The sequence below is a fragment of the Pseudoalteromonas sp. QJM3NY_22 genome (assembly GCF_056173065.1).
The window spans coordinates 1,148,311-1,172,955 of record NZ_CM149655.1 but is presented as its reverse complement, the minus strand read 5'-3'; the positions used below and the strand labels follow the sequence as shown (position 1 = coordinate 1,172,955).

Here is a 24,645-nt window from a genome sequence, read left to right as displayed (position 1 = left end):
CATTATGACGACGCAAGCCCAGCTAGGCGATAAAACCTTTATTCTTGAACGCTTTCCTTTGGATCAAAAAAACCGCAGTTTACAAGCGTGGGATTCAGCCGATGAGTACCTTATCAATTATGTTAACGAACATCACCCTGATTGTCGCTCACTGCTTATTTTAAACGATAGCTTTGGTGCACTTGCTTGTAGTTTTAATCAATTAACGGTTTGTTCAGTTAATGATTCTTATATTAGCCATCAAGCAGTGGCATATAACTTACAAATAAACAAACTATCCACGGCGCAATTTAGCCAAATAGATAGCCTGTCTGCATTGCCTGAAGACATAGATTTAGTGCTAATAAAAATACCGCGTAACGTAGGTTTTTTGCAATTTCAACTAAGTGAATTAAGCGAAATACTTGCACCTGGTACACCCGTAATTGCAGCCGGTAAAACAAAAGAAATTCATAATTCAACAATAAAATCGTTTGAGCAATTTATTGGTGAAACAAAAACAAGTTTAGCGGTTAAAAAATCACGTCTTATATTAAGCACTGCAAAAGGTGGGTATAAAGCAGCTGATTTCCCTATTACTTGGCCACTTGAAGGCACTGAATTTAATATAACAAATCATGCAAATGTGTTTTCACGTGATTCGTTAGATATAGGTGCTCGATTCTTTTTCAACTATTTACCAGAAACCAAGAAAGAAACTAGCATAATCGATTTAGGTTGTGGTAATGGTGTTGTAGGTGTTATGGCGCTTGCTCGTTGCCCTAAAGCATCTGTCACATTTGTTGATGAATCATACATGGCGGTTGAGTCTGCACGTTTAAATGTAGAACAAAACATGCCTGAGCAGTTTGATAATTGCCAATTTATTGAAAACGATTGCTTGACCGACTTTGATCAAGACAGTGTGGATATGGTGCTATGTAACCCACCATTTCATCAAGCGCAAGCTGTAACAGACCACATAGCATGGCAAATGTTTAAACAAGCAAAAGAAACCTTAAAACAAGGTGGCGAATTACGTATTATTGGTAACCGTCATTTAGATTATCACGACAAACTAAATCGTATGTTTGGCAACTGTAAACTACTTGGCTCCAACAAGAAATTTGTAGTACTAAGTGCCACTAAAAATTATTAGGAATTTAATGATTAAAATTACTTTTAACCTATGTGCGTTACTTGTACTAGCTGGCTGTGCTAGTCAGCCTAATCAAGTGATCCTTAACCCTGTTTATAAAAATGGCCAAATTAGTAAAATTAACAGCAGTTTAAGTACCAGCGTAATTGATTTACGTGGTGACACTGCAACGCTTAAGCTGATTGAATCTGATAAAACTAAAACGTTTGCAAGTCAAGGTATTACAGAGTCAGTTAAAAGCGTTTTAGATAGCGCGCTGAGTCGAAACGGAGCAAGTATTTCAAACCTAGCGACTGTGCGTTTTGAAGTAGATATTCATGCACTGCAAGCTGTGGTAACCGAAAAACTAGTAAGCCACACCAGTGAAGCTCAGATAGAGCTTGGTGTTCGTGTTATTCGCGCTTCAAGCAATTTTAGTAAGGTGTACCGAGGTAGTGCTAATTTAGAAGGCCCATTTAGTCACGAGCGAGCAAAAGTAGAAGGCCAGCTCAATAAGTTGACTGAGCAAATGATTACCCGCATTGTATCAGATCCTGAATTAATAGAATTTTTAGAAGGTTAAACATGAAACGACTTTTTTTAATCTGTTTCGGCCTATTTTTTAGCGCAAGTAGCTTAGCAGCCCAAGAAGGCCGCTTTGTGCAAAAAGATAATATTTTTCCGCGCGTCGAAATCGTAACCTCAATGGGCAGTATCGTAGTCGAGCTTGATCGCTCAAGAGCCCCTATTACAGTCAATAACTTTTTAACGTACGTGTCAGATAAAAGTTACCAGGGGAGTGTTTTCCACCGTATTGAGCGTGATGTAGAAAATGATCGCGATTTTGTTATTCAAGGTGGCGGGTACGACAAAGACTACGATGGTTTACATGAAAACGATCCTATTTTTAACGAAAGTGGTAATGGCTTAAAAAATGACATGTACAGTATAGCCATGGCATATCAGGACAGAGAGCCGCATTCTGGTACTCGTCAGTTCTTTTTTAATATGGACAATAACGACCATTTAAATCCAGATAAAGACTGGGGATTTGCCGTATTTGGTAATGTAATGGATGGCTACGACACACTTGATAAAATAATGGTTGTCGAAACAGGCTTTAACGAAAAAATTGGTTACGATTTCGTGCCAAAAGTACCTGTTGTTATCTTAAATATAAAAGTCCTTGAGCAAGTACCATTATAATTAATGAGCTGTAGTTTAACTACACCAATCGCCAATGAAGGCCCTATGAGCAAAACTCTCTCTATTAGCGAATATTTTTCTTACTTTAAAGACAAACGCTTAATCAATATTTTTATATTTGGTATGAGCAGTGGTTTTCCTTGGGTTTTAATTGGCTCAGTGCTGTCGGCTTGGTTAAAGGATGAAGGCCTAAGTCGCAGTATGATTGGCCTATTTGGCATTGTATTTGGGGCTTACAGCATAAACTTTTTATGGTCGCCACTCATTGACCGGACCAAGCTCCCTATTTTATATAAATGGCTTGGCCAACGTCGTAGCTGGATACTATTATGCCAAAGCTTTATCTTAATTGGCACGTTACTATTAGCTGGACTTGATTTAAAAACTAACTTAGCGCTTGTTGCCGTAATTTGCTTATTAATCGCCATTGCTTCTGCTACGCAAGATATTGCAATTGACGCATTTAGAATTGACACTCTCAGTGAAAACGAATCTCATAAAGCTACGGCAGCCGCCGCAATGGCAACATCTGGTTGGTGGACAGGTTATGCGCTTTTAGGTGCTATTCCATTTTATATGGCTGATATCCCCTCGCTTGACTGGCCCCAAATATATTATTTTTTAGCCGCTATAATTTTGCTGTTAATGGGTGGAGCTTTGTTCGCAAAAGAGCCTAAGTCAAACAGAGAAGCTGTGCATGCTGAACTTGAGCGTGTATACCTTGAAAAACTTTCATCAACAAAACAAACCCCACTTACAAAAACAGTTGCGTGGCTCGCGGTAACCGTTATTGATCCCTTTAGAGCCTTTTTCACTAAAAACGGCGTTAAAACTGCACTCGCGTTACTTGCATTTATTTTCTTATTTAAGATAGGTGAAGCGTTTTTGGGCCGCATGTCTATTGTGTTTTATAAAGAAATTGGTTTTAGTAATAGCGATATTGCTACATTTTCAAAAGTAGGCACTGCCGTACTTACCATTATATTTACCTTTGTTGGCAGCTTATTTAATCAAAAATATGGCATTGTTAAAGGTTTATTTATAAGTGGTATTGCAATGGCAGCATCAAACTTAGCATTTTCATGGATTGCTTTAGTTGGACCTGACTTAAGGCTGTATGCCTTTGCTATTGTTATTGATGGATTTACACAAGCGTGGTCGTTAGTGGCAATGGTCGCGTTTATATCAATGCTTTGTGATAGGGCATTTAGCGCAACTCACTATGCGTTGCTAGCATCATTAGGGAACTTAGGAAGAACGTTGCTTTCAAGTTATAGTGGTGTAGTAATAGATGATTGGTTGGCAGGTAATTGGTCGCTATTTTTTATTCTTACAGCGTTAATGGTTTTACCATCGTTACTATTTTTGTACTTAATTAGGCACAAGCTGTATGAACTTGAGCGAAATTATCATCAAAAAAATTAAGAAATATAATGCATCCCTGCATTAATTTACTGCCTAGAACATTTATATAACTCATAAATGAACTAAACAATCACATAATTAATCTACTTTCAGCAAATTTAATGCTTCATGTGGATCAACGTCTAGTGCAGTACAATAGCGAACAAATTCAATAACATCTAAACGGCGCTCTTGATTTTCAATTTTACCGATAAACGAATGAGGTGTACCTAGCACTTGTGCAAGGCTGCGCATTGTATGCCCTTTTTCATGGCGCTTACTCTTAAGCCACTTTGTTAGCTTTGCGTTTTCTTCTGAAGAAACGGTTTTGCCCATCATTTTACATCTCCTACTCGATGATTTGACATACCCATTAAAGCAGTAGCCTATCAATAGCTGTAGGTAAGTAAGCAGCGCTACTTAATTTCACTTCAATAGCAAGGTGTTGCAGTTAAGCACTGTTGCCACTTACTTCTACCCACTTAGCTAAAAGCTACGCTAAAAATGTGGTATAAGTTTGTTTTTATTGAGAATGAAATTTTGCCCGTCTCATTCTTGGATACATTATATACTATTAATACTTTGGTTGAATGATTAATTGCGTTGTTCGGTACAAAATTAACTTGAGCGAATGTTTATAAACACTGAATACCCATCCATTTTCATCAAAAATTGAATTTTTTATGATTTTGTTTCATTTTAATGCGACATGTTTATTATTGAGTCTTATTAATTTTAAAAAGGTTGAGTCATGTTCAGGATACTATTTTTATTGCCAATTTTACTGTGCTTAGGTTGGTATCTTTTTTTGCGCAATAACGGGGTTCCAATTAAACAAGGTAAAAAAGGCTTTATGTATATTTTAGCTTTTTCTGCGTTTGTGCTCGGCTTTTTTATATTTATTATGCAAATAACCGAATACGCACCAACTGATTTATAGGCATTAAAAAAGCCGCAAAAGCGGCTTTAATCTATTTAGCGTTTGGCTGTTAAACGCTAAAGCTTGCACCACAACCACAGGTTGTTGTTGCATTTGGATTAGATACAAAAAAGCGTGCGCCTTCTAATCCTTCAGTGTAATCAACCTCACCATCAACCAAATATTGAATACTCATAGGATCAACAACTAGGGTTACACCATTTTTTACTATTTCTAAATCGCCGGGGTTTGCTTTTTCATCAAAAGTAAAACCATATTGAAAACCTGAACAACCACCGCCTGTGACATAAACACGCAGTTTTAGCTCTGGATTTTCTTCTTCGTCGATTAACTGTTTAACGCGAACAGCTGCTGCATCGCTGAACTTAATTGGTAATTCTTCTGACATTTTAAAACCCTCAATATCGTAATGGCGTGATTATCTAATACCCGAGTGTTTTAATCAAGTATAGTAAAACAACTCTTTACCCTAATCTAATGTCGCATGTATTATGAACTTGGCGTAGCTTTAACCAAGTTAAAAAAATTGATACAAAACTGAGCTCTAAAAAGATCTAATAGACTGATTGATTTGGATTTTAGGAGCATTTTGACTTTTCCGAATTATAATTAGTTCAATTTACGAACAATTTAATTACAACTTAAAACTTCTGCTAATCAATACAGCTTAGAAAGGGCTGCACATATTTGATATTTATGCGTCATGATCTCCTATTTATGGAAATAACCACACTACATATGTTCTACTCAGCCTAAAAATTAAACATACTGCTAAAAAGTCGATCATAACAGCTGCTATGATCGACTCCGTATTTTCAATGCTAATGCCTGTGTGCTACTTATTGAAATAGTATGATCTTTTATAAGCTATAAACATACCTAGCAAGATAAGTAGCATCGCTAATGAACCGCCACCACTACCGCTATCTGAATTAGCTTTTGTTGGAGTGATGATAGCTTTTACATTAACTTCCACCAGCTGTTCAGCTTGATCTTCACCATCAGAAACAATAAGTTTAAACACCAAAGTAGTATCTTGAGCTACGTCTGGTGCTGTAAAGTTAAGCTTATTTGTAGTTACCGAGTCTAGTTGAGTAAGGGCTCCCTGAACTTGCACCCATGAGTAGCTTAAGTCGCTAGACTCTTTGTCTGTAGCTTCAGCGATAATAACAACGTTATCACCTTCATTTACAGAATATGTACTCGCGAGTGTAATCTCTGGCAATTGGTTGATATGTAAAAACTTAACATTGTGCGTATACGTAAACTCTTCATAGCCATCATCAATAATAAGTGTAATTACACTATCAACACTTTGCGTTAATTCACCTACCGTAAGTGTCGCTATATCGAGTTCCGGTGTATTAATTGTCACGGCTTCGTTTGCAACAGACCAACTGTAGCTAAGTATATCTCCGTCAGGGTCAATTGTGCTTGATGCATCTAAATTAAACGTTTCGAGTTCATTCATTTGATCCGGTAATTCAAGCGCTAAAACAGGTGCCTGATTCAAACTTTCTTGTGCAAGTTTTGCAACTAATTCCACAAATCCATTCTTTTGACCATCTAAATCAAATTCGCCACCATCAAGTACTTCAAAAGCTGTGCATTGCGAGCATATTTCTTGATAAACATTCCCTGTTAACTTAGGCACCGTTTTCCAACCAGAGATTGAAAGTAACCTAACTTGTAAATCCGAGCTCAATAACGCGTTATCTAACTGTGGTAGAGCAATTTCAACATAATCGGCTTCATTTGCTAATTTTACGTTTAGATTAACTAAGTCACTTTTAGCTTGAAAATGTGGCTCAAAAATATCTAAATCAGATAAGTGATTTTCAAGTTGTTGCTCATCAATTGTCAAACTATGGATAACATCACTGTTGCTCAAACGAGCAATAGTGCCAACACGAATTGAATTGAACTCATTGACGCTATGGAGTACTTTACCCGATTCTAAAATACCGATATTCATTATTGATGAATTATCTAAATAATCAGGGATCCCATCTCTGTCAGCGTCACTCATACCCTCTTCTATATCGGGAATACCATCACCATCAGTATCTATTAGTGGATCATTAAATACTACTTCATCAATAACAGGGATTGTTTGTGTAGTTGTCGCAACAACATCATCGTTTATCGTCGCTGAAAATGACAACTCAAATACATCCGAGCTAATACTTTTTGAATCAAAAGTCATTTCCCAACTCGTATCACTCAGCCTATAAAAATCTAAGTCACTGCCAGTGTTTTCGTTCAGCTGCGCGTATTCAGGTGTAGTCCCCATTAACTTTACAACCACTGAAGTAGGCGAGTTACTTCGCTCTATCGATGTTACTACTTTATTATTTTGTTTATAAAGTAAAGAAATATAAGGCTCAATCAACTCATCATGAAATAAAATTTTGCTTTGAGCTTTGTCGGTAACAAAAACGCTATAATTAGGCTCAAGCTCTAGCTGGGTTGAATTACCAATGAAGCTAGGATCTAGTTCAACTTCAATAGAGCCAGATTCATCTATACTAAATGATTTATAATTATTACCTGCTCGTAACTGAAAGCGAGCATAGCCTGTGGGGCTTTCGCCTGATATGTAAAGTTTAACAACTATTTTATGAATCGAATCAGAAAGCGTAAATGGTTGAATCGCGATCTCTGGGTATATTTGCACATTCACAACCCCGGATGCTTTATTTCCAGCTCCATCTTCAGCCGTAACAGCAACGTTAACTAAACCAGTACGAAAAACAAAATCATTATCTATTGTTACTGAACTCAGACCAGATACATTCTCACGAATGACATAACCGTTTAGTAGCTCATTTTTAATTCCATCAATTGTATTACCATAAAAATGAAGTGTACTATTTGCTTCAAAAGTCGGTGCAACGGTGTCAACAATGAAGACGGTTTGCACAGCTTGAGTTTCATTCCCAGCCCTATCACGCGCAATCCATGTAACTTGATGTTCACCTACATCAAACCTGCTTCCATTCGAAATGTAAACCTCTGGCGTAAAATAGCCATTGTCCACTACATCGGGTCTATAGAGATCAAGCAAATATGTGTATTCACGTTCAGCCTCAATCGTAACAGCGGATAAATCTGTAAAAGTAGGAGCTTGGTTCTCACCCTGAGTAGGGTCTGTTGGGACACTATCTTCATTATCAATAACACCATCGCTGTCTGTGTCATTTGATTGAGGGTTTGTATTTAACTCAAACTCGATTAAATTAGTTAAGCCGTCGTAATCGTTATCATTGGATGCATCATAGCTATCAAGTACATTTAAACCATGCTCAAACTCCCAGTAATCGGGAATGCCATCATTATCGGTGTCTAGCGTCGGATCAACTTCAGAAATCCATTGCAATTGGTCTACAGCTAAAGCGAATTGTATATCGTAGTTTGGAATAAATGAGACTTTAATTATATTGAAACCGGCATTAATCGGAATTAGAAGTCTTGATTCATTAGTGAATAAATCGAGCTTATTACCATTGACAATAACTGCAAAGACGCCAGAGTAAGAGTAAGAATAATCTAAATTCAAATAGCCTTGTTCAAACACACCAGCGAGTGCAAACCCAACTTGCTCACCTTGTTTTACGTCTATGATTGAAATGCTTTGAGCGCCGTCAGTAAACCAATTTTGATAAGCACTCCACTCCTTTTGACTATTCGCAAGGGGTGTTAAATAACTTGGTAATGAATTACCTTCAAAACTTTCACTTAAATTAGAGAATGTCGAAGGAATTGATTGTGAACTATCTGCTCGACTTTGTGCATAAAACTCTTGGTAATTTGAGTAACCATCATTATCGGTGTCGAGTAATGCATCCGTTGAATCTAGAGGTAATAATCCATTATCTACTTCGTAACCATCACTTAGCTCATCGTTATCTGTATCACCAAGATTAGGGTTTGTGCCTAATTCATACTCTTGCAAAGCACTTAAACCATCGTTATCTAAATCTAATTGCGCATCAGTACTGTCAAGGCGATCTAAAGCATATTTGACCTCCCAAACATCGGGTAACAGATCACCGTCTGAATCACGCATATCATCTAATGGTAAATATACAAAATTATCAATCCATACAGTATCCTGACCATAACTAGCAGAGCCGTCTTTACTATATTTGAAGCTAATATTTTGAACCCCCTCTTCAATCTCTAACAGCAGTGGGCCTTCTTTTAAAGAGGAATCTGATGCAAATATTCGTTGTTCATTTACATACACATGTAAATTATCACAGCAACTTTCAGATTCTATTTTAAAATCAAACAGTAAGTAACCCGACTTAAATAACCCCGTCACATCAAATTGGCTAATTTCATTATCAGATAATACTCCTGACCGAATACTTTGCGCACCATCAGTCGCAAAAGTTGTATCAATATACCATGGTGAATTACTCTGTTCATTATCCACTAGCCATGATGGTAGTTCGCTGCCTTCAAATGAATCCGTAATATCTAAATGCAAAGGGAAAGAGCTTATATCTTGTGGGTTTGTACCACTTATAAATTCGATTAAATTACTAAAACCATCGCCATCGTGATCGCTCGTCGCATCACTAGGATCTGTTAGAGATAAACCATTGTAAAACTCCCAACCGTCCGGCATTTTATCGCCATCAGTATCTGCGTTATTCGGTAAGCCTTGGTTTTCAAATTCCTGTAAATTTGACAGCCCGTCTTCATCATTATCGAGTAATGCATCACTTGAGTCATTAATATTTAAACCGTGTTGCAATTCCCAATAATCAGCGATACCGTCTGCGTCAATGTCAGAAAACTCGTCGCCAATATAAATATTATCTATAAATACGGCATCTGAATCAGTTGATACGGACATATCTTTACTGTAAACAAAAGTTAACTTATTCAAACCAGCAGAAATTGGATGAGTAAATGTTTCCCATTGCAGTGAAACACCTGATTTATTTAAAACCAATTCATCGTTAATATAAACAGTGAAAAAATCAAAGTTTTCTTCTGAATTAATGTTGTAGTTAAAGTTTAAAAATTTGTCACTATCAATAAGTACTGAATATTCAACACTCGTTTGCTGGGAGTCGCCTATATCATTATTAGTTAATACAAAACTATTGGTCTCAACATCCTGCACTACTAACCAAGGAGTACTAGGTACAGATGAAATAAAGTTTTCTGGTACAAGTCCGTCATCAAAATTTATCGTGGTAGTGGATGGAACATCTGGTGTTGAGCTAGCATCAGATGGGTCAGAACCGGCTAAATATTCAATCAGGTTGCTTATTCCATCCCCATCTAAATCTAGTTGGCTATCACTCCCATCTAACGGATTAAGCTGATATGTAAGCTCCCAGTTGTCAGGCATCGTATCTAAATCTGAATCTGAACTTATAGGATTAGTATTGTGTTCATTTAATTCAGCAAAATCAGTTAACGTATCACCATCGGAATCTTCGTTGTTAGGAAGAGTATTTGCATTGTATTCTTCCAAATTAGTTAGACCATCATTATCTAAATCAAGATCTGCATCACCTGCTGAGCTGGGGTCTAAATTGTAAACACGCTCCCAGTTATCATCCATTCCATCTAAATCACTATCGATGAACTGAATGTTATTACAGATAACACCAACAGCATTAAATGCATTAACAACATCACCTGCATTATAGCGAAGGTCTATTGCTGTATTTATTGCACCACATGCGGCATCAATATAATCCGATGAAGAAATCCAATAGTTTTGATTGGCTTTAAGCATAATTTCAAATGCTTTTTTTGGATCCCAACCTTCACTTGTCGCTAGTAAGAAAAAAGCACGATTAAATACGCCACTACTAAAGTGCACATCCATTCCGTAGTAAAAATCATTAGCATGATCAATAGAGACACCATCATTAGAAGGTGTTTCAAAGTAACGTAAAGCAGTCGCTTGTTTCGTTATATCTGCGCCAGATAACCAATCAGTTTCGCCTCGAACAAAAAACTCAGCTGTTTCTCCTGCCATATCAGAAAATGACTCATTAATACCACCCGACTGATCAAAATACATCAAGTCTGAATTTTGATTTGTGAAACCATGGCTTACTTCATGAGAAACAATATCTAATGACACTAAAGGGTGAAATCGATCTGCCCCATCGCCAAATGTCATCGCATAGCCATTCCAAGTGGCATTTTCCCAGCCATTATCTTGATGAACACGCATTAACAATTTAAATGTTAATGGGGCCGTGTTATACCATTGCTCATACATATCAAAAACAGCGGTACCAAACGCGTGCGCATCATTCAAAGGAGAATATGCACCATTTATTTCTTTATGAGTATTTCTATCACAAAGGAACGAAAATGCATCGACAGGTTCTTGGCCTGACTCCATTGTCACCGTCTTTACTTTGTCGTTTTCTAAAAAGCATGTTGTGCCATTTTGAGTAACTTCTAGCGCAGGGAAATCTGTCCCATATTCATACTGGCCAGTCTTCGTATTACCACCAGGTCCTGAAGCTTGCGCTTGTTGAATATTATTCCATACTTTAATTAGAGAATAATCTGACTCATCAATTAACGCTGCTGGTTGGCTCTCCAATGACTGATCATTAACAAGCAATTCTATAAGTCGAACATAGCGCGCTTTACCATTATTTATGTAGATGTAACGATCATTACTCGTGATATCAAAACGCGAAGCTATATTTAGTTTTGACTTTGCTAATATTGCTTTAGCAGCATCTTCAGGCTTGAACTGATTATTTATTGTTTTTTTAAGCTGTTCATCGCTGATGTTCTTAGCAAAAAAACCACTGATATGGTTTGTTTTATTTTGTACACTAATCTGCTGCCCCCAAATAGGAACCCCAGCGTAATACTGTTGCATCTTTTTAGATTTTTTAGAGCCATTAATCCCTTGAGATAACATACTGTTATTTTTTGATATTTCAGAGAAATAAACTGGATTTATATTTTTTGAATTGCTTGTAGATGAATTATTAAGAAGTGCCGTCAATTCCACTTTATTTACAGGTGTAATTCTTTCAACAACAGCGCTATGGGCTACCATCGAGTTAAAAACACATAACGCAGTAATCCCTGCAGTTAGTCCTTTATACATAAATTTCCTATGCTTAACGCATTATAATTAGTTGTTAATACCTTATATTAACAAAAGTAAACCATTTAAAAAATAAAAACGACTCATTTTAAGTTTATAAATAGTATCAACGAACACCACCATAAATATTAAAACTAATTTAACCTGAGTACTGTTCAAGTGACACACTAAAAAATTGAATTATATGATATTTTAATTTATTTTCCCTAGCCAGAGACTTTCATTGCGAGTAGATTCTACGCAGTCAGCGCTAAAAGTAACCGCTTGAGATAGATTTATTATCCAAAGTGCAGGTTAATTTACATGTCAAAATATTTTTTCAGGCAAATTTTTGAAGGAAATAAAGTTAATTTAGTAGCAACTTCCTTATCAGTTATGTGAATCTATTTATGTTATTAATTTTACAAAATCACAAGGACTTAGTGGTTAGCATTTGCTAAACTGCTCGCTGAAAAATATGACGAGGAAATAATGCATGTGGCTTGAGCAACTCAGGCGTCGGCTGGCAAAACCTAAAACATCTGTACAATTATGCTTATTAGGCGTAGTTGCCGGATTGATTGCTGCATTTTTTATTATTTTATTTCGTTTAACTATTTTATTTTTCCAAAGCTTATTTTTAGAAACCCCTGACGACTTTACTACCCTACCCACTCTTGAACGTGTTTTAATGCCGCTAATAGCCGCACTATTAATTGCGTGTTTTGCTGCGTTTACTGGCTTTAAACATTACCGTTTAGGCATTCCTTTTGTTATTCACCGTATTAAGCGCCATTATGGACAAATGCCTCTTTATAATACGGTAAATCAGTTTGTTGGTGGTGCATTAGCACTTATAAGTGGTTTTTCGGTCGGCCGCGAAGGCCCTTCTGTTCATATGGGCGCCACTGGTGCAAGCATTTTAGCCGACAAGCTCCACTTACCTCATAACGCGATGCGTACATTAACGGGTTGTGGTGTTGCAGCTGGGATTGCTGCTTCATTTAATACCCCACTGGCAGCCGTTATCTTCGTAATGGAAGTAGTACTTAGGGAATATAAAGTGCATATATTTGTGCCCATTATGCTTGCTGCGGTTACCGGTGCACTCGCTACTCAATTTGTTTTTGGTGAAGGCTCTGAACTTGCTCTTATTACAATAGCGCCACTTAGCGGTTGGCACTACCCATATTTAATATTATGCGGCATGGCGCTGGGTGCTATTGCATTTAGCTTTAATCAAAATTTAATGTTAATTATTAAAACATTTAAGCCTTTGAGTATGTTCCCTCGCCTATTGATTGCAGGCTGTATTGCCAGTTTAATTGCATACGCAGTACCACAAGCAATGGGGTCAGGTATGAGTGCAATTACCATTGCGGTAGAATCCCCTGAGAACGTAAAATTACTTACCACCATTTTAATTGCCAAATTACTTGCCACTTTATTTGCGATTGGTTTGGGTATTCCTGGTGGGTTAATTGGCCCAGTGATCGGACTTGGCGTATTAATTGGTACTCTTATGGCCTTTTGCGCACAATTTATTAGTCCTGGAACTGATATAGCAGGTACTTATGGGGTTTTAGGAATGGCGGGATTAATGGCTGCAACGTTGCATGCCCCATTAGCTGCTTTAACAACCGTTATGGAGCTAACATCATCGCCTGAGATTATTGTGCCTGCCATGCTTGTTATAACGACAGCCTATGTAACTGCATTACAATTTTTTGGAAATCGCTCCATATTTTTACAGCAATTAGATTTTCAGGGACTTCCCTATCATGTATCTCCAGCCACAGAAGCGCTACAAAAAGTAGGGATAATGGATGACATGGACGAAAATTTCAAATTGCTATATTCAGATGATAAAGAGCAAATAAAAAATACCCTTGATGCTATGGATAGCCAAACACCACTTATTGTATTTGATGAGGAGAATGGCTACAGGCTTGCTGAATACGATTTAAGTCTAATGTCTGATCAGGCCATCAATTTAAACTACATTAGCCTGCAGGGAATTAGTAGCCAAGCAACACTAGCCGATGCATTCGATATGTTAAAAGACAAAAGAAGTGGCGCACTGTACGTTTACAACCTTTTAGATAATCAACAAATTATGGGGCTTTTACGTTGGGACCAAATTCATCATATTTTGACCATTCGTAACAGCTTACTTTAAACAATAAGGATTATTATGAGCGCATTATTGATTTATAAAACACTCCACATATTTTTTATGATTGCGTGGTTTGCCGGTATTTTTTACTTACCTCGATTATTTGTATATCACGCCATGAGCGAAGAAAAGTCGTGTAACTCTATGCTTAAAGTTATGGAGCGCAGACTACTTTATTTTGTCACCCCATTTGCTGTTTTAACGGCTGTATTTGGAGTACTAACCATTGTTGAGTATGGTCGTGATTGGTTTAGATACAGCATGTGGCTACATTACAAACTTGTACTCGTTATTATTTTGTATATATACCACGGCTACTGTTTTAAATTATTGAGCGACTTTAAGCATGACCGAAATACTAAAACGGATCGTTTTTACCGAATTTTTAACGAGCTACCTGTTATTGCGCTACTCATAATTGTGGCATTAGCAGTAATAAAGCCTAGCTTGTGAAAACCTCTGGCTAGAGATGAATAAATTTAAATATTATTACTTATCAATGCATTAGTGAGCAACCCAACCAGAATTCAGGTTAAGTCACATTTTAATTTTGTTTTAATACGCGCGATTGCGTGCCCCATTTTTTGGATTATCGCGCCCTTTTGAAAAACTAGGAATAACCCCATGTTAAGTTTCCAAGGTGAAAATATACTGTCTGTTAGTCAACTAGACAGGGACTGTATTGAACGCATTTTTGCAGTTGCTAAAAAAATGGAGCCTTATGCTAAAAAACAAAAACGTACCAACGTACTTGAAGGCGCTATTTTAGCTAACTTGTTTTTTGAGCCAAGCACACGAACACGTGTAAGCTTTGGTACAGCCTTTAACTTACTCGGTGGTTTAGTTCGTGAAACAACCGGTATGCAAAGCTCAGCCCTTGCAAAAGGGGAATCACTTTACGATACCGCACGTGTTATTTCAGCTTATGCTGATGCTGTCGCTATGCGTCACCCAGATTCAGGCTCGGTCAGTGAGTTTGCTACGGGCTGTAGCGTACCAGTAATTAATGGTGGCGATGGCCCAAATGAGCACCCCACTCAAGCCTTACTTGACTTACTCACTATTGAACGTGAACTCAGCCGTTTTGATCAAAACATTGATGGTATGCATATAGCTTTGGTGGGCGATTTAAAATATGGTCGCACCGTACACTCGCTTTCAAAACTATTATGCCATTATAAAAATGTAAAATTTTCGATGGTTGCTCCCGATGGCTTACAAATGCCTGACTACATCTTAGACGCCGTAGATAACGCGGGTCACAAAATTGAATTGGTAGACAAGATGGAAGGCAATTTAGCGGCCGACATCGTTTATCAAACACGTATTCAAGAAGAGCGTTTTCCTTCACAAGAAGAAGCAAATAAATACCGAGGTGGATTTAGAATTAGCCAATCAATTTACAGCGCACACTGTAAACCTAACTCTGTTCTTATGCATCCACTTCCGCGTGACAGTCGTATTGAAGCCAACGAGCTCGATAATGACTTAAACGCTAACGACAATTTAGCTATATTTCGCCAAGTACAAAATGGTGTATTAATTCGTATGGCACTGTTTGCTTTAACACTCGGCGTAGAAAACAAAGTTGAGAAGTATGAAGTAGACGTACCTTGGTTTAGCCGCAAACGCGATAGCTAAGCCCCTTTTAAGTGACAATTTATAGGATTTTTCATGACAATTAGCCAAGACTTATTTGAACGCGCTCAAGCCTCTATTCCAGGTGGCGTAAATTCGCCAGTTCGTGCTTTTAATGGTGTAGGCGGTACGCCGCTATTTATTACAAAAGCAGAAGGTGCGTTTACATTTGACGCTGATGGTAATCGTTACATTGATTACGTTGGCTCTTGGGGGCCAATGATTATGGGGCATAATCACCCTGCGATTAAACAAGCCGTTCACGAAGCAGTAGAAAACGGCCTTAGTTATGGCGCGCCAACTGAAGCCGAAATTTTAATGGCTGAAAAAGTAAAAGAGCTAGTCCCATCAATCGAAAAAGTACGTATGGTCAGCTCAGGTACTGAAGCAACTATGAGTGCAATTCGTTTGGCACGTGGTTTTACGGGTCGCGATAAAATATTAAAGTTTGAAGGGTGTTACCACGGCCATGCAGATTCGTTATTAGTTAAAGCAGGCTCTGGTGCACTAACAATGGGCGTACCGAACTCTCCAGGTATTCCAGAAGACTTTGCAAAGCATACGCTTACGGTATCGTTTAATAACTTAGATGAAGTAAAGGCTATTTTTGCAAAATACGCAGACGAAATTGCTTGTATTATTGTAGAGCCAGTAGCCGGTAACATGAACTGCATACCACCTGTGCCAGGCTTTTTAGAAGGTTTACGCGATGTGTGTGACGAATATAAATCAGTACTTATTTTTGATGAAGTAATGACGGGTTTTCGAGTGGCACTTGGCGGCGCACAAGCTTATTACAACATTAAACCAGATCTTACGTGTTTAGGTAAAGTAATTGGCGGCGGCATGCCCGTTGGCGCGTTTGGTGGTAAAACAGAAATAATGGATTACATTGCACCTGTTGGCCCTGTATATCAAGCGGGCACTCTTTCTGGTAACCCTATCGCAATGGCTGCTGGTTTAAAATCACTGGAGCTATTAAGTGAGCTAGGCCTGCACGATAAGCTAGAAGCAATTTCAAAAGCAATTTGTGAAGGATTTGAAGCTGGCGCTAAAAAAGCAGGTATTGCGTTAACGACTAATTACGCAGGCGGGATGTATGGATTCTTTTTTACCGATGCGGAAAAAGTAACAACCTACAAACAAGCAACTGAATGTGACTTAGAGCGTTTTAAACGTTTTTTCCACCTTATGCTTGAAGAAGGCGTTTACCTTGCCCCATCAGCATTTGAGGCCGGTTTTGTATGTGCTGCACACTCTGTTCAGGAAGTAAAAGAGACCATCGCAGCTGCCGAACGCTCATTTGCCAAACTGTAACTTAAAAATTACTTTTGTATTAATTAAACGCCTGTTTTTAATACGTATAATTAATATAAATGATTAAAAAAAGCCCAAAAGGGCTTTTTTTATTTGTAAAGTAATTTAAATGAATGATAATTAACCTTAACAAGGTCTAGTTAGCATTAATTCCCTATTCAATAATACAAGAGAGTCTTATGTCAGGATTACGACAATTCACAGCACCTGCCACCAGGCTAATGGCTAATTTAAAGTACAAAACAAAAATTAGCCTTACATTTGGTATATTGTTAGTTCCTCTTGCTATTAGTTTGTTTTTTCTAGTGTCGCTATTAAGTGATAGCATTAACGTATCTAAAATGCAGCAGCAAGGCTTAAAAGGTTATCAAGCAATACTTAATAATCAAATGCTTGGAACAAGCAGTAAAAATATAAAAGTTGCTCGCGAACTAGGCTTCACAATAAAAGATGCTCAAGCTGATGATGTGCTAGAACTTGTTTCAATTGAGTCTAATTTAGCACTTGATAGCCAACTTGCCAGTGCTTATGTAAATCGCGCATTAGTCACCCCGATCCCTGCACTTATAATGCAAATAAATTTAACGACCGAAAGCGCAAATACAGTACTAACCAGTAACCGATTTACACCCGATACATTTATTGCTCTCTCCAATCTTAGTAAGTCATTGCCTCTGTATGAAAAGCAATTAGAAAAAACTTTAACCGTAGCAACTGCAGCAGACAAATCAGCTAGTAAAATACTTACCCCTGCTCTACAGCAACTACAAGAAACTGTGTATGCATTCAAAAATGCTATAGACAAAAAGTTACTTGAGCCAGATGATATAGAACTAAGTAAAAGTAAATTTGAACAGCTAACAAATGATGTTAATAACAGTATCAGTACATTAATAAATAAGAGTATTCCAACTCTAGAATCTTTAGTTGAAAATAAACTTAAAACGCAACAATGGACACGTAACATTGTATTAGCTGCTTCAGTTTGTAGCTTAATTTTTGCCTTTTATTTAATGGTCGGCTTCTACTTTGCTGTGGTTGATACTATAAACCGCTTCGCTGAAGCCGCAAATAAAGCTGCTAATGGGGATTTAAAAGCAATTCTTCACTCAACTGGTAGTGATGAAATGAGTATTATTGCTTCGAGATATAATGCTTTGTTAAATGCATTCTCGCATTTATTGTCAGATGTAAAGGCAAGTACGGTAGAACTGTGTGATGCCACAAAATCACTATCGCATGCAAGTAGCCAAACAAGTGACGATGTTACTAAACAACAAACACGTGTAAATGCTATCCATAATGCTTTAAGTGATATGGCACAAACTGCACATACTGTTGAAGAGTCAGCTCACCAAGCGACACTGACAGCTCAAGATGCCGCTTCACATGTAAAACAAGGCTCAGACAATACAATGGAGCTGGCTAAATATATGCAAGACTTGCAAATTGAATTTGCAGAAAGCCAGCAAGCACTCGACAGATTAGCGCAAGATAGCCAAGAAATAAGTAAAGTAAGTAAAGGGATTAGTGAAATCGCCGATCAAACTAATTTATTAGCCCTTAATGCCGCTATTGAAGCAGCTAGAGCTGGTGAACATGGTCGAGGATTTGCTGTTGTAGCTGATGAAGTAAGAACCTTAGCGCAGCGCACACAAACACAAACCCAAGAAATTCATCAAATTATTAGCTCATTGCAACAAGCTTCTGACGACACACAACAGAAAATGCGTTCAAGTGTTGAGAAGATGGAACAATCAGTAAAAGCAGCCAACCAAACCAATGAAGTATTGCAAAGTGCAGAACAAAGCATGGGTGATATTAAACATCAGGGCGAAGTTATTGCAGAACGAGTTAAACAGCAATCAAATGCAACTACACAGGCATTAAATGATTCGCAAGAAGTGAGTAATTTAGCAGATCAAACGCTAACATCGGCTCAATCAACGCTACAAGATGCACAGCAATTAAGTCGCTTATCTAATGATTTAACCAAATCAATGCAGTTTTTTAAATCTTAAGCGTTAAAAAACAAGTAATTTTAAAATAAAAAACCCTTCTATTCAGAAGGGTTTTTAGTAGAGATAATTAGTAATATCAGAAGCGAGCTTCGATACCTAATCGAACATAACGCGGGGTTTGCCAAGAGTACGCAGCATCATGATAAGCATTTACTTCGCCTTCATTTTGCTCATAGTGCTCATTCAACGACGACTCAGTTTGTGAGTTGAAAATGTTAAAGACATTAACAGATGCTCTCATATCAATATCTGAGATAGTAAAGTCATAAGCGGCAGATAAATCTAAGTTAAATACCCAAGGTGTACGACCATTCGTGCCACGGCTGTGCTTCTCATAGATTTTTTCATCTTGCTCACACTCGCCATTGCTGTTTGTATCAGGACATTCGTTAGTGTAGATGTAAAAAGTATCTCCCCAACCACCGTTTAAATTTGGATCATTTGACGGATAACCTTGACCAAATAAGCTTTTAGGACGACCACTTTGTAAGGTTGCATTCCAGCCAACGGTTAGATCCTCCATAGGCTCCCAGCTACCAAAGAACTTAAATGTATGGCGTCTATCATTAGGTTGATAGCCTTGTGAACCATCCATAACAGCAGGGAAGTCAAAGTCTTGAGTAATACCAGCATCTGCTTGACCAATATCTGATTTAACAGCGCCTTCAAAGTTACCAACACTTCTAGCCCATGTATAGCCAAACTGGTAACGAATAGTATCAGCCTTGTAATCTAAGCTAAACTCAACTGCTGTATACTCATTATTTGCTTTAGGTAAGCCTATCGTATCCGCCGAATAAGTAGTTAACGAACCACTATCTGGAACTCCGTCATTATCAAAAGATGAATCCCCCCAGTCTGTACCATTCCAATAGTAACCATCGCTGTACCAACTAGAAGAGTCACCTGGGTTTATCATTACACAGTATGGGTATGCATATCGTCCACAGTAATCATCTAGTGCAGTTGCAACTTCACGGTAAATACCTTTTACACCAACTGTATATTCATCATTTAAGGCTTGCTGTATACCTATAATATATTCATCTTTAGAAAATGGTTCCGCTTCTTGAGCTTGGAAAATATCTTTTTCAGGTATTACAGGCACGCCACTTACTTGCTGTGAATTTTGAGCTCCACCACTTCCAAGCGTGTCCGCAAGTGGTGATAGTCCTGTAGGGGCACCAGTTTGTGAATCAACACCAGTATAAGTATAAGCTGTCGTGATATCACTAACACCAGATGCAGCTCTAAAAATAGTGTTATTAGCAACTGGTAAGTAATAACGCCCATATGTACCATATACCTTAGTATCGCCAGTACCCGTAGGATCCCATGTAAAACCTAATCTAGGAGCTATATCCGTTTCAAAACTAGTTAATAGTTTACCGGTAGTACCCCAGCTATCAAATTCATCAATACGTAAGCCAACTTTTACAGAGAAATCATCAGTTACTTGCCACTGATCTTCAATGTAGTAAGCGGTTAATTCTGATTCAAAACTACCACCACCATCGAAGATACGATCCTCTACATAATCAAGCGCAGCTCCTGTATTATTTGTCAATGCACCGTTATCAGCTTGCCAACTACCATTATCCGCTAAAGTTCTGTAGTCATAACTATGCCCGCCAATTGGGCTACTTACATTTTCTGACTTACGCTCTTGATAATCTATACCAAATGTTATTTCATGATCATTCCAGACATACTCGACATCTAAGCGGTATTGTGTGTTTTCATCATTATTAGCACCAAAACTACCACCTGCGCCACAACCTGTAATTGGGTTAGCTGTGCCGCGTGAATCTGTAATTGAAGGACAAACTAAGTTCTCAGATTGTGTTTCATACTCTGTCTTAATATTACCAGCCATTGCCGTCACTACTAAGTTTTCAGTTAACACACCTGTGTAGCTTAAACTTTGCGCTTCACCATCACGCTTGAGAAGAGCGCCATCAATACGATCTCCAACTGTCCCATTATCATATTCATAAACAGAGCGCTCAATATCACGACGGTTAGAGTACGCAAAGTAGCTTAATCTGTGGTTTTCATTAATATCCCAATCAAGCTTACCACCCCAGAATAAATTATCACCACCAGAAGCTGATTCGTTGCGGTATTGATCATTTGGCGAGAACTCATCTCCACCCCAAGTATATGTAGATTCTGTATCCCTTGGGTTTATCAAGCCGTAGAAAAACAGTGTATCTTCGATTAGTGGACCACCAGCAGAAAACGTTACATCAGTTTTGCTATCTGAATCTAGGCTTTCATCTCTGAAAATTTGGCCAGCGCCATTATTACCACGAGAGATGCTGCCCTCTTCTTGTAAAGAGTCAGGTTGAAATTGTACGACTGCCGCAAATTCCCGCTCATTTGTACCACTTTTAGTAGTTGTATTAATAGTACCACCGGTTGCACGACCAAACTTCGCGGAATAACCGCCTGTTTTAACTTGAAATTGGTCGTAAAACTCGAAAGGTACTTCACCACAACCAAGACCTTGGCGAGTATTAGTAACTTCTAACCCGTTTATATAACATGCATTTTCAGCAACCGATGAACCACCAAAAGAAGCGGTGTTTCCAAATGCACTATCACCTTTAACCGCTCCTGGCGCTAATAGCGCAACAGATGTAAGGTCTCTGTTTATAGAGTTATTGTCAAATCTGGTGTATGAGCTCATCTTGATGCTCTGTTTGATCTTGAGTTATTCTTTCGCCGTCTTTAAATTTTACCCCTGTAATTACTTCAGCCAGTAGCTTAAACCCTCGCAAGCGGTACCATTTTTTCTCTGCCGACTGCGCGAGTTTAAAAACCATCATTAAGGTGGTTGTCCGGCTGCCACAACTCTTCACTTTATGCGTTCTCAGCCTTACCGTCGCAAACGTTGACTCTATCGGATTACTCGTTCTTATGTGCATCCAATGCTCAGCAGGATAATCATAAAATGCCAGCATTTCATCTTTATCCTTCATCAAGCAATCCGTCGCTTTTGGGTATTTGACTGAGTAATTTTTAACAAATAAATCATACGCTTTATAAGCAGAAGCTCGACTCTCTGCCATCCAGATATCTTGTAAATTCGCTTTGATTTTAGGTTGCATTGATTTCGGCACTTTGTTTAGCACATTCGCGATTTTATGCACCCAGCAACGTTGATGTTGGGTTGTTGGCCATACTTTGGTGAGGGCATTCCAAAACCCCAGCGCACCATCCCCTATGGCCAATTTTGGTGGTATTGTTAGACCCTGTGAGCGCAACTGATTTAACACTTCAGTCCAGCTCTGCTCAGACTCACGAACCCCGTCAACCACCGCCAATAGCTCCTTTCTGCCCGTTTCATCTACCCCCATAATTACCAGTAAGCACAGCTTATCATCCATTCGAATTTTACTGTAAATCCCATCGGCCCAGATATACACATATCGACGTTTAGCCAAGGAACGTTTAGACCACTGCTGATACTCCGTTTCCCAGGTGGATTTCAACCGAGAGACACTATTGGCCGACAAACCTTTGGCTTGCTCGCCTAAAAGAGACACTAAAGCGGGCTGCATATCACCCGTCGAAATTCCTCGTAAATAGAGCCATGGGATCAGCTCTTCGATATTTTTTGTCCGTTTCAGATAAGGCGGGATCAAGGCACTATTGAATTTAATGCCTTCCTTTTTTCGATCCCTGACTTTAGGTATTTTGACCTCAATATCACCAAAGCCTGTTTGGATCGTACGCTCAGGCTGGTGACCATTTTTGACGATCCGCTGAAGTCCCTCGACGGTCTCATGCTGGTATTGAGCCAATAAAACAGCCAACTCAGCCTCAATCGCTTGAGCTAACAACTGCTGCGCCCCGCTTTTAAGCAACTGCTCTAACGGATTGTCTGGTTTTTCAATGGAAATAACATTATCATTTTCAGTCATTGCGATGTCTCTCTGGTTAATTGTTGATCTGGTCAAGATCAATTAACAGATTACATCGCAATGACTTTTTCTCATACACCAGAAACGACTATAGCTCCTGTTTATAGGCATACGGTCTATTTCAGCATCAGTAATTACTAACCCCGAATCAGCTGTAGTTAAATCAATTGAAGATATACGAGCACCTAATACTTGGATTACTTCAGGCCCAGAGTCACTAACTTGAGCTAAATCAAAACTGGCTCTTGCATTTGCTCCTAACGAAACTCGAACGTTATCTTCTGCAACAACAGCACCATTTTTTATAATTTGTATTTGATAACTACCAGAAGGTAAAGATGCAAACCGAAAAGATCCATCATCAGAAATACTTAGTGTTCTTTCTAACCCTGTTGCTGGGTTTTTGACTTTTACTGTATACCCTGCAGTAGTAGAAATATTATTAATAGACCCTACAACATCAGATGCAGCTGCTGGGAGAGTAACCCCAGGGCAAGAGCATGAAAAAAGTCTATGCGTTCAGTACCTTTTCAAGGTAGGCTGTACTGCGCATAGCTTTTTTCTGTTTTGCGGGCATGCCTTTACTAAAGCTTTTTTCTGCTTTTAGCTGATTAAATGCGATGTGTCTCAGCCCCGCAAATACAGGTGCTGCACCTTCGCGCCTAATTCGACACTCATCTTCTTTAAATCCTACATCTAAACGCCAATGTAATCCATTTTCTATTTGCCAATGTTGTCGTGCTCCTCTCGCGAGTTCTTCCGCTGTTAAATTCGCTGAACTAATATAGTATCTATAGCATAACTCATTGCTTAATTTACCTTTTTCTTTTCTATAAGAAACAATAACACCCACTGTTTTTACACCTTCCCAGTGTATCGTTTCTGATAAACCGCTCACGTTATGGCTCACTGCACAGCACCTAAATTCTTTTCTATTTTTTTTGATAATCGGCTTCGTTAAACAAGAGCCCATCAGATGCTTGTCGTGCTACCTCAGGTAATAACACATCTTCTATTTGTGACAGTAGCCTTTTATGGTTTGCTTTTACCGCAAGTAAGTAATCGGCTTCTTTACCAACTATTTTTTTTGCAATTGATTTTTGACACCCCATAGCGTCAATCGTTACTAAGCAGCCTTTTATCTCTAATAATTCAAGCAGCTCTGGCAACGCTTTTATTTCATTCGACTTTTTATCAACAGGGCATTGTGCCAAAACAACACCATTTTCGCATGCAAATGCACTGATCATATAAAGCGCATCGCGTCTATCTGACTGATTAAATGAACCTTTCAATCGTTTACCGTCAATAGCAACTACACCGCCTTGAGTTAATTTGGAGCAGGCTTTCATCCAAGAAGAAAAGGAATCTTGGAATTGCGTCATGTCAATACGGCTCATTACACGAGCAATTGTGTCATGGCGAGGGATCCCTTGTTCAAGAAGAACATATTTTCTGAGCCAATCTAGTCTATCATGACCAAAATCTTCAATCTCTTCCCAGCCCTGACAGCCTGAAACAACAGCGCTAACAGCTAAGAATATGATATCAAATAGTTTATGAACAACTTTACCTTGTTGGCGAGGGTCGTCGATTGATTCGAAATATTTAAATAGCTGAATGTTAGACATGGGGATGCTCCTTAAAAAAGGAGTATAAGATCATACTTTTAAGTCAAGGTAAAGTTCGTGATCTTGCCCTGAGAGTAACCCCGAGAGAAGCAAGAACCGCTATTGCTGTAAGATTTTTTTTGAATATATTTTTCATATTCTTATCCCTGTAAAGTTTATAATTATTTTAGCAC

The 24,645-nt window shown here is 38.4% G+C and carries 18 protein-coding genes; 10 read left to right on the top strand and 8 right to left on the bottom strand.

Annotated features, from left to right (window positions below):
- The first annotated feature begins 4 nt into the window (after positions 1-4).
- The 4 genes from AC0VZ4_RS05170 to AC0VZ4_RS05155 are packed head-to-tail and all read left to right on the top strand — an operon-like array spanning position 5 to position 3,748.
- Positions 5-1,138, top strand: a complete 1,134-nt coding sequence (locus AC0VZ4_RS05170) for a methyltransferase (RefSeq protein WP_475441107.1) — start codon at positions 5-7, stop codon at positions 1,136-1,138.
- 7 nt (positions 1,139-1,145) lie between these two features.
- On the top strand, positions 1,146-1,700 hold the full coding sequence (locus tag AC0VZ4_RS05165) for a YajG family lipoprotein (protein WP_475441106.1): 555 nt from the start codon (positions 1,146-1,148) through the stop codon (positions 1,698-1,700).
- Positions 1,701-1,702: 2 nt separating this feature from the next.
- Positions 1,703-2,323: a peptidylprolyl isomerase gene (locus tag AC0VZ4_RS05160; protein ID WP_007376123.1), complete on the top strand. Its 621-nt coding sequence runs from the start codon at positions 1,703-1,705 to the stop codon at positions 2,321-2,323.
- A 45-nt stretch (positions 2,324-2,368) separates the two neighbouring features.
- Positions 2,369-3,748, top strand: a complete 1,380-nt coding sequence (locus AC0VZ4_RS05155; protein ID WP_007376122.1) for an AmpG family muropeptide MFS transporter — start codon at positions 2,369-2,371, stop codon at positions 3,746-3,748.
- A gap of 78 nt (positions 3,749-3,826) precedes the next feature.
- Here AC0VZ4_RS05155 and AC0VZ4_RS05150 read toward each other — a convergent pair whose 3' ends face one another.
- Complete coding sequence (locus tag AC0VZ4_RS05150; protein ID WP_007376121.1) at positions 3,827-4,066, bottom strand: helix-turn-helix domain-containing protein; 240 nt, start codon at positions 4,064-4,066, stop codon at positions 3,827-3,829.
- A 412-nt stretch (positions 4,067-4,478) separates the two neighbouring features.
- Here AC0VZ4_RS05150 and AC0VZ4_RS05145 point away from each other — a divergent pair, with 412 nt between their 5' ends.
- Positions 4,479-4,667 carry a hypothetical protein gene (locus tag AC0VZ4_RS05145; RefSeq protein ID WP_033014996.1) on the top strand — a complete coding sequence of 63 codons (189 nt, stop codon included), beginning with the start codon at positions 4,479-4,481 and terminating at the stop codon, positions 4,665-4,667.
- 49 nt (positions 4,668-4,716) lie between these two features.
- On the opposite strand, the gene erpA is transcribed toward AC0VZ4_RS05145, so the two are convergent.
- Together erpA and AC0VZ4_RS05135 are read right to left on the bottom strand one after the other, a co-directional pair.
- The gene (erpA, locus tag AC0VZ4_RS05140; RefSeq protein WP_007376119.1) at positions 4,717-5,055 is read right to left on the bottom strand and encodes an iron-sulfur cluster insertion protein ErpA; all 339 of its coding nucleotides are present in this window, start codon (positions 5,053-5,055) and stop codon (positions 4,717-4,719) included.
- Positions 5,056-5,502: 447 nt separating this feature from the next.
- On the bottom strand, positions 5,503-11,781 hold the full coding sequence (locus tag AC0VZ4_RS05135) for a M4 family metallopeptidase (protein ID WP_475441105.1): 6,279 nt from the start codon (positions 11,779-11,781) through the stop codon (positions 5,503-5,505).
- 475 nt (positions 11,782-12,256) lie between these two features.
- Between AC0VZ4_RS05135 and AC0VZ4_RS05130 the strand changes: the two genes are divergently transcribed.
- The 5 genes from AC0VZ4_RS05130 (at position 12,257) to AC0VZ4_RS05110 (ending at position 18,912) form a co-directional block, all read left to right on the top strand.
- Complete coding sequence (locus AC0VZ4_RS05130) at positions 12,257-13,939, top strand: chloride channel protein (protein WP_007376117.1); 1,683 nt, start codon at positions 12,257-12,259, stop codon at positions 13,937-13,939.
- A 15-nt stretch (positions 13,940-13,954) separates the two neighbouring features.
- Complete coding sequence (locus AC0VZ4_RS05125) at positions 13,955-14,389, top strand: CopD family protein (protein WP_007376116.1); 435 nt, start codon at positions 13,955-13,957, stop codon at positions 14,387-14,389.
- 171 nt (positions 14,390-14,560) lie between these two features.
- On the top strand, positions 14,561-15,577 hold the full coding sequence (locus AC0VZ4_RS05120; protein ID WP_007376115.1) for an aspartate carbamoyltransferase: 1,017 nt from the start codon (positions 14,561-14,563) through the stop codon (positions 15,575-15,577).
- Between the two features lie 33 nt (positions 15,578-15,610).
- On the top strand, positions 15,611-16,891 hold the full coding sequence (gene hemL, locus AC0VZ4_RS05115; RefSeq protein ID WP_475441104.1) for a glutamate-1-semialdehyde 2,1-aminomutase: 1,281 nt from the start codon (positions 15,611-15,613) through the stop codon (positions 16,889-16,891).
- A gap of 179 nt (positions 16,892-17,070) precedes the next feature.
- Positions 17,071-18,912, top strand: a complete 1,842-nt coding sequence (locus tag AC0VZ4_RS05110; protein WP_475441103.1) for a methyl-accepting chemotaxis protein — start codon at positions 17,071-17,073, stop codon at positions 18,910-18,912.
- A gap of 76 nt (positions 18,913-18,988) precedes the next feature.
- Here the strand turns inward: AC0VZ4_RS05110 and AC0VZ4_RS05105 are convergent, their stop codons facing one another.
- From AC0VZ4_RS05105 to AC0VZ4_RS05085, 5 genes are all read right to left on the bottom strand, one after another.
- Positions 18,989-21,604 carry a TonB-dependent receptor plug domain-containing protein gene (locus tag AC0VZ4_RS05105; RefSeq protein WP_475441102.1) on the bottom strand — a complete coding sequence of 872 codons (2,616 nt, stop codon included), beginning with the start codon at positions 21,602-21,604 and terminating at the stop codon, positions 18,989-18,991.
- A complete protein-coding gene (locus AC0VZ4_RS05100) occupies positions 21,582-22,841 on the bottom strand; it encodes an IS256 family transposase (protein ID WP_475441101.1) in 1,260 nt (419 codons plus the stop codon). The genes AC0VZ4_RS05105 and AC0VZ4_RS05100 overlap by 23 nt, the downstream gene beginning before the upstream one ends.
- A gap of 42 nt (positions 22,842-22,883) precedes the next feature.
- Positions 22,884-23,279: a carboxypeptidase-like regulatory domain-containing protein gene (locus AC0VZ4_RS05095; RefSeq protein WP_475441618.1), complete on the bottom strand. Its 396-nt coding sequence runs from the start codon at positions 23,277-23,279 to the stop codon at positions 22,884-22,886.
- A gap of 73 nt (positions 23,280-23,352) precedes the next feature.
- The gene (locus AC0VZ4_RS05090; protein WP_475440893.1) at positions 23,353-23,814 is read right to left on the bottom strand and encodes an ISAs1 family transposase; all 462 of its coding nucleotides are present in this window, start codon (positions 23,812-23,814) and stop codon (positions 23,353-23,355) included.
- Positions 23,774-24,472, bottom strand: a complete 699-nt coding sequence (locus AC0VZ4_RS05085) for an ISAs1 family transposase (protein WP_475440894.1) — start codon at positions 24,470-24,472, stop codon at positions 23,774-23,776. The genes AC0VZ4_RS05090 and AC0VZ4_RS05085 overlap by 41 nt, the downstream gene beginning before the upstream one ends.
- Positions 24,473-24,645 lie beyond the last annotated feature (173 nt).

What these genes read in the sequence shown, in the direction of transcription:
- AC0VZ4_RS05170 (WP_475441107.1), top strand. Translation starts at nt 5, where the DNA reads ATGACGACGCAAGCCCAGCTAGGCGATAAAACCTTTATTCTTGAACGC.
- AC0VZ4_RS05165 (WP_475441106.1), top strand. Translation starts at nt 1,146, where the DNA reads ATGATTAAAATTACTTTTAACCTATGTGCGTTACTTGTACTAGCTGGC.
- AC0VZ4_RS05160 (WP_007376123.1), top strand. Translation starts at nt 1,703, where the DNA reads ATGAAACGACTTTTTTTAATCTGTTTCGGCCTATTTTTTAGCGCAAGT.
- AC0VZ4_RS05155 (WP_007376122.1), top strand. Translation starts at nt 2,369, where the DNA reads ATGAGCAAAACTCTCTCTATTAGCGAATATTTTTCTTACTTTAAAGAC.
- AC0VZ4_RS05150 (WP_007376121.1), bottom strand. Translation starts at nt 4,066, where the DNA reads ATGATGGGCAAAACCGTTTCTTCAGAAGAAAACGCAAAGCTAACAAAG.
- AC0VZ4_RS05145 (WP_033014996.1), top strand. Translation starts at nt 4,479, where the DNA reads ATGTTCAGGATACTATTTTTATTGCCAATTTTACTGTGCTTAGGTTGG.
- erpA (WP_007376119.1), bottom strand. Translation starts at nt 5,055, where the DNA reads ATGTCAGAAGAATTACCAATTAAGTTCAGCGATGCAGCAGCTGTTCGC.
- AC0VZ4_RS05135 (WP_475441105.1), bottom strand. Translation starts at nt 11,781, where the DNA reads ATGTATAAAGGACTAACTGCAGGGATTACTGCGTTATGTGTTTTTAAC.
- AC0VZ4_RS05130 (WP_007376117.1), top strand. Translation starts at nt 12,257, where the DNA reads ATGTGGCTTGAGCAACTCAGGCGTCGGCTGGCAAAACCTAAAACATCT.
- AC0VZ4_RS05125 (WP_007376116.1), top strand. Translation starts at nt 13,955, where the DNA reads ATGAGCGCATTATTGATTTATAAAACACTCCACATATTTTTTATGATT.
- AC0VZ4_RS05120 (WP_007376115.1), top strand. Translation starts at nt 14,561, where the DNA reads ATGTTAAGTTTCCAAGGTGAAAATATACTGTCTGTTAGTCAACTAGAC.
- hemL (WP_475441104.1), top strand. Translation starts at nt 15,611, where the DNA reads ATGACAATTAGCCAAGACTTATTTGAACGCGCTCAAGCCTCTATTCCA.
- AC0VZ4_RS05110 (WP_475441103.1), top strand. Translation starts at nt 17,071, where the DNA reads ATGTCAGGATTACGACAATTCACAGCACCTGCCACCAGGCTAATGGCT.
- AC0VZ4_RS05105 (WP_475441102.1), bottom strand. Translation starts at nt 21,604, where the DNA reads ATGAGCTCATACACCAGATTTGACAATAACTCTATAAACAGAGACCTT.
- AC0VZ4_RS05100 (WP_475441101.1), bottom strand. Translation starts at nt 22,841, where the DNA reads ATGACTGAAAATGATAATGTTATTTCCATTGAAAAACCAGACAATCCG.
- AC0VZ4_RS05090 (WP_475440893.1), bottom strand. Translation starts at nt 23,814, where the DNA reads ATGGGCTCTTGTTTAACGAAGCCGATTATCAAAAAAAATAGAAAAGAA.
- AC0VZ4_RS05085 (WP_475440894.1), bottom strand. Translation starts at nt 24,472, where the DNA reads ATGTCTAACATTCAGCTATTTAAATATTTCGAATCAATCGACGACCCT.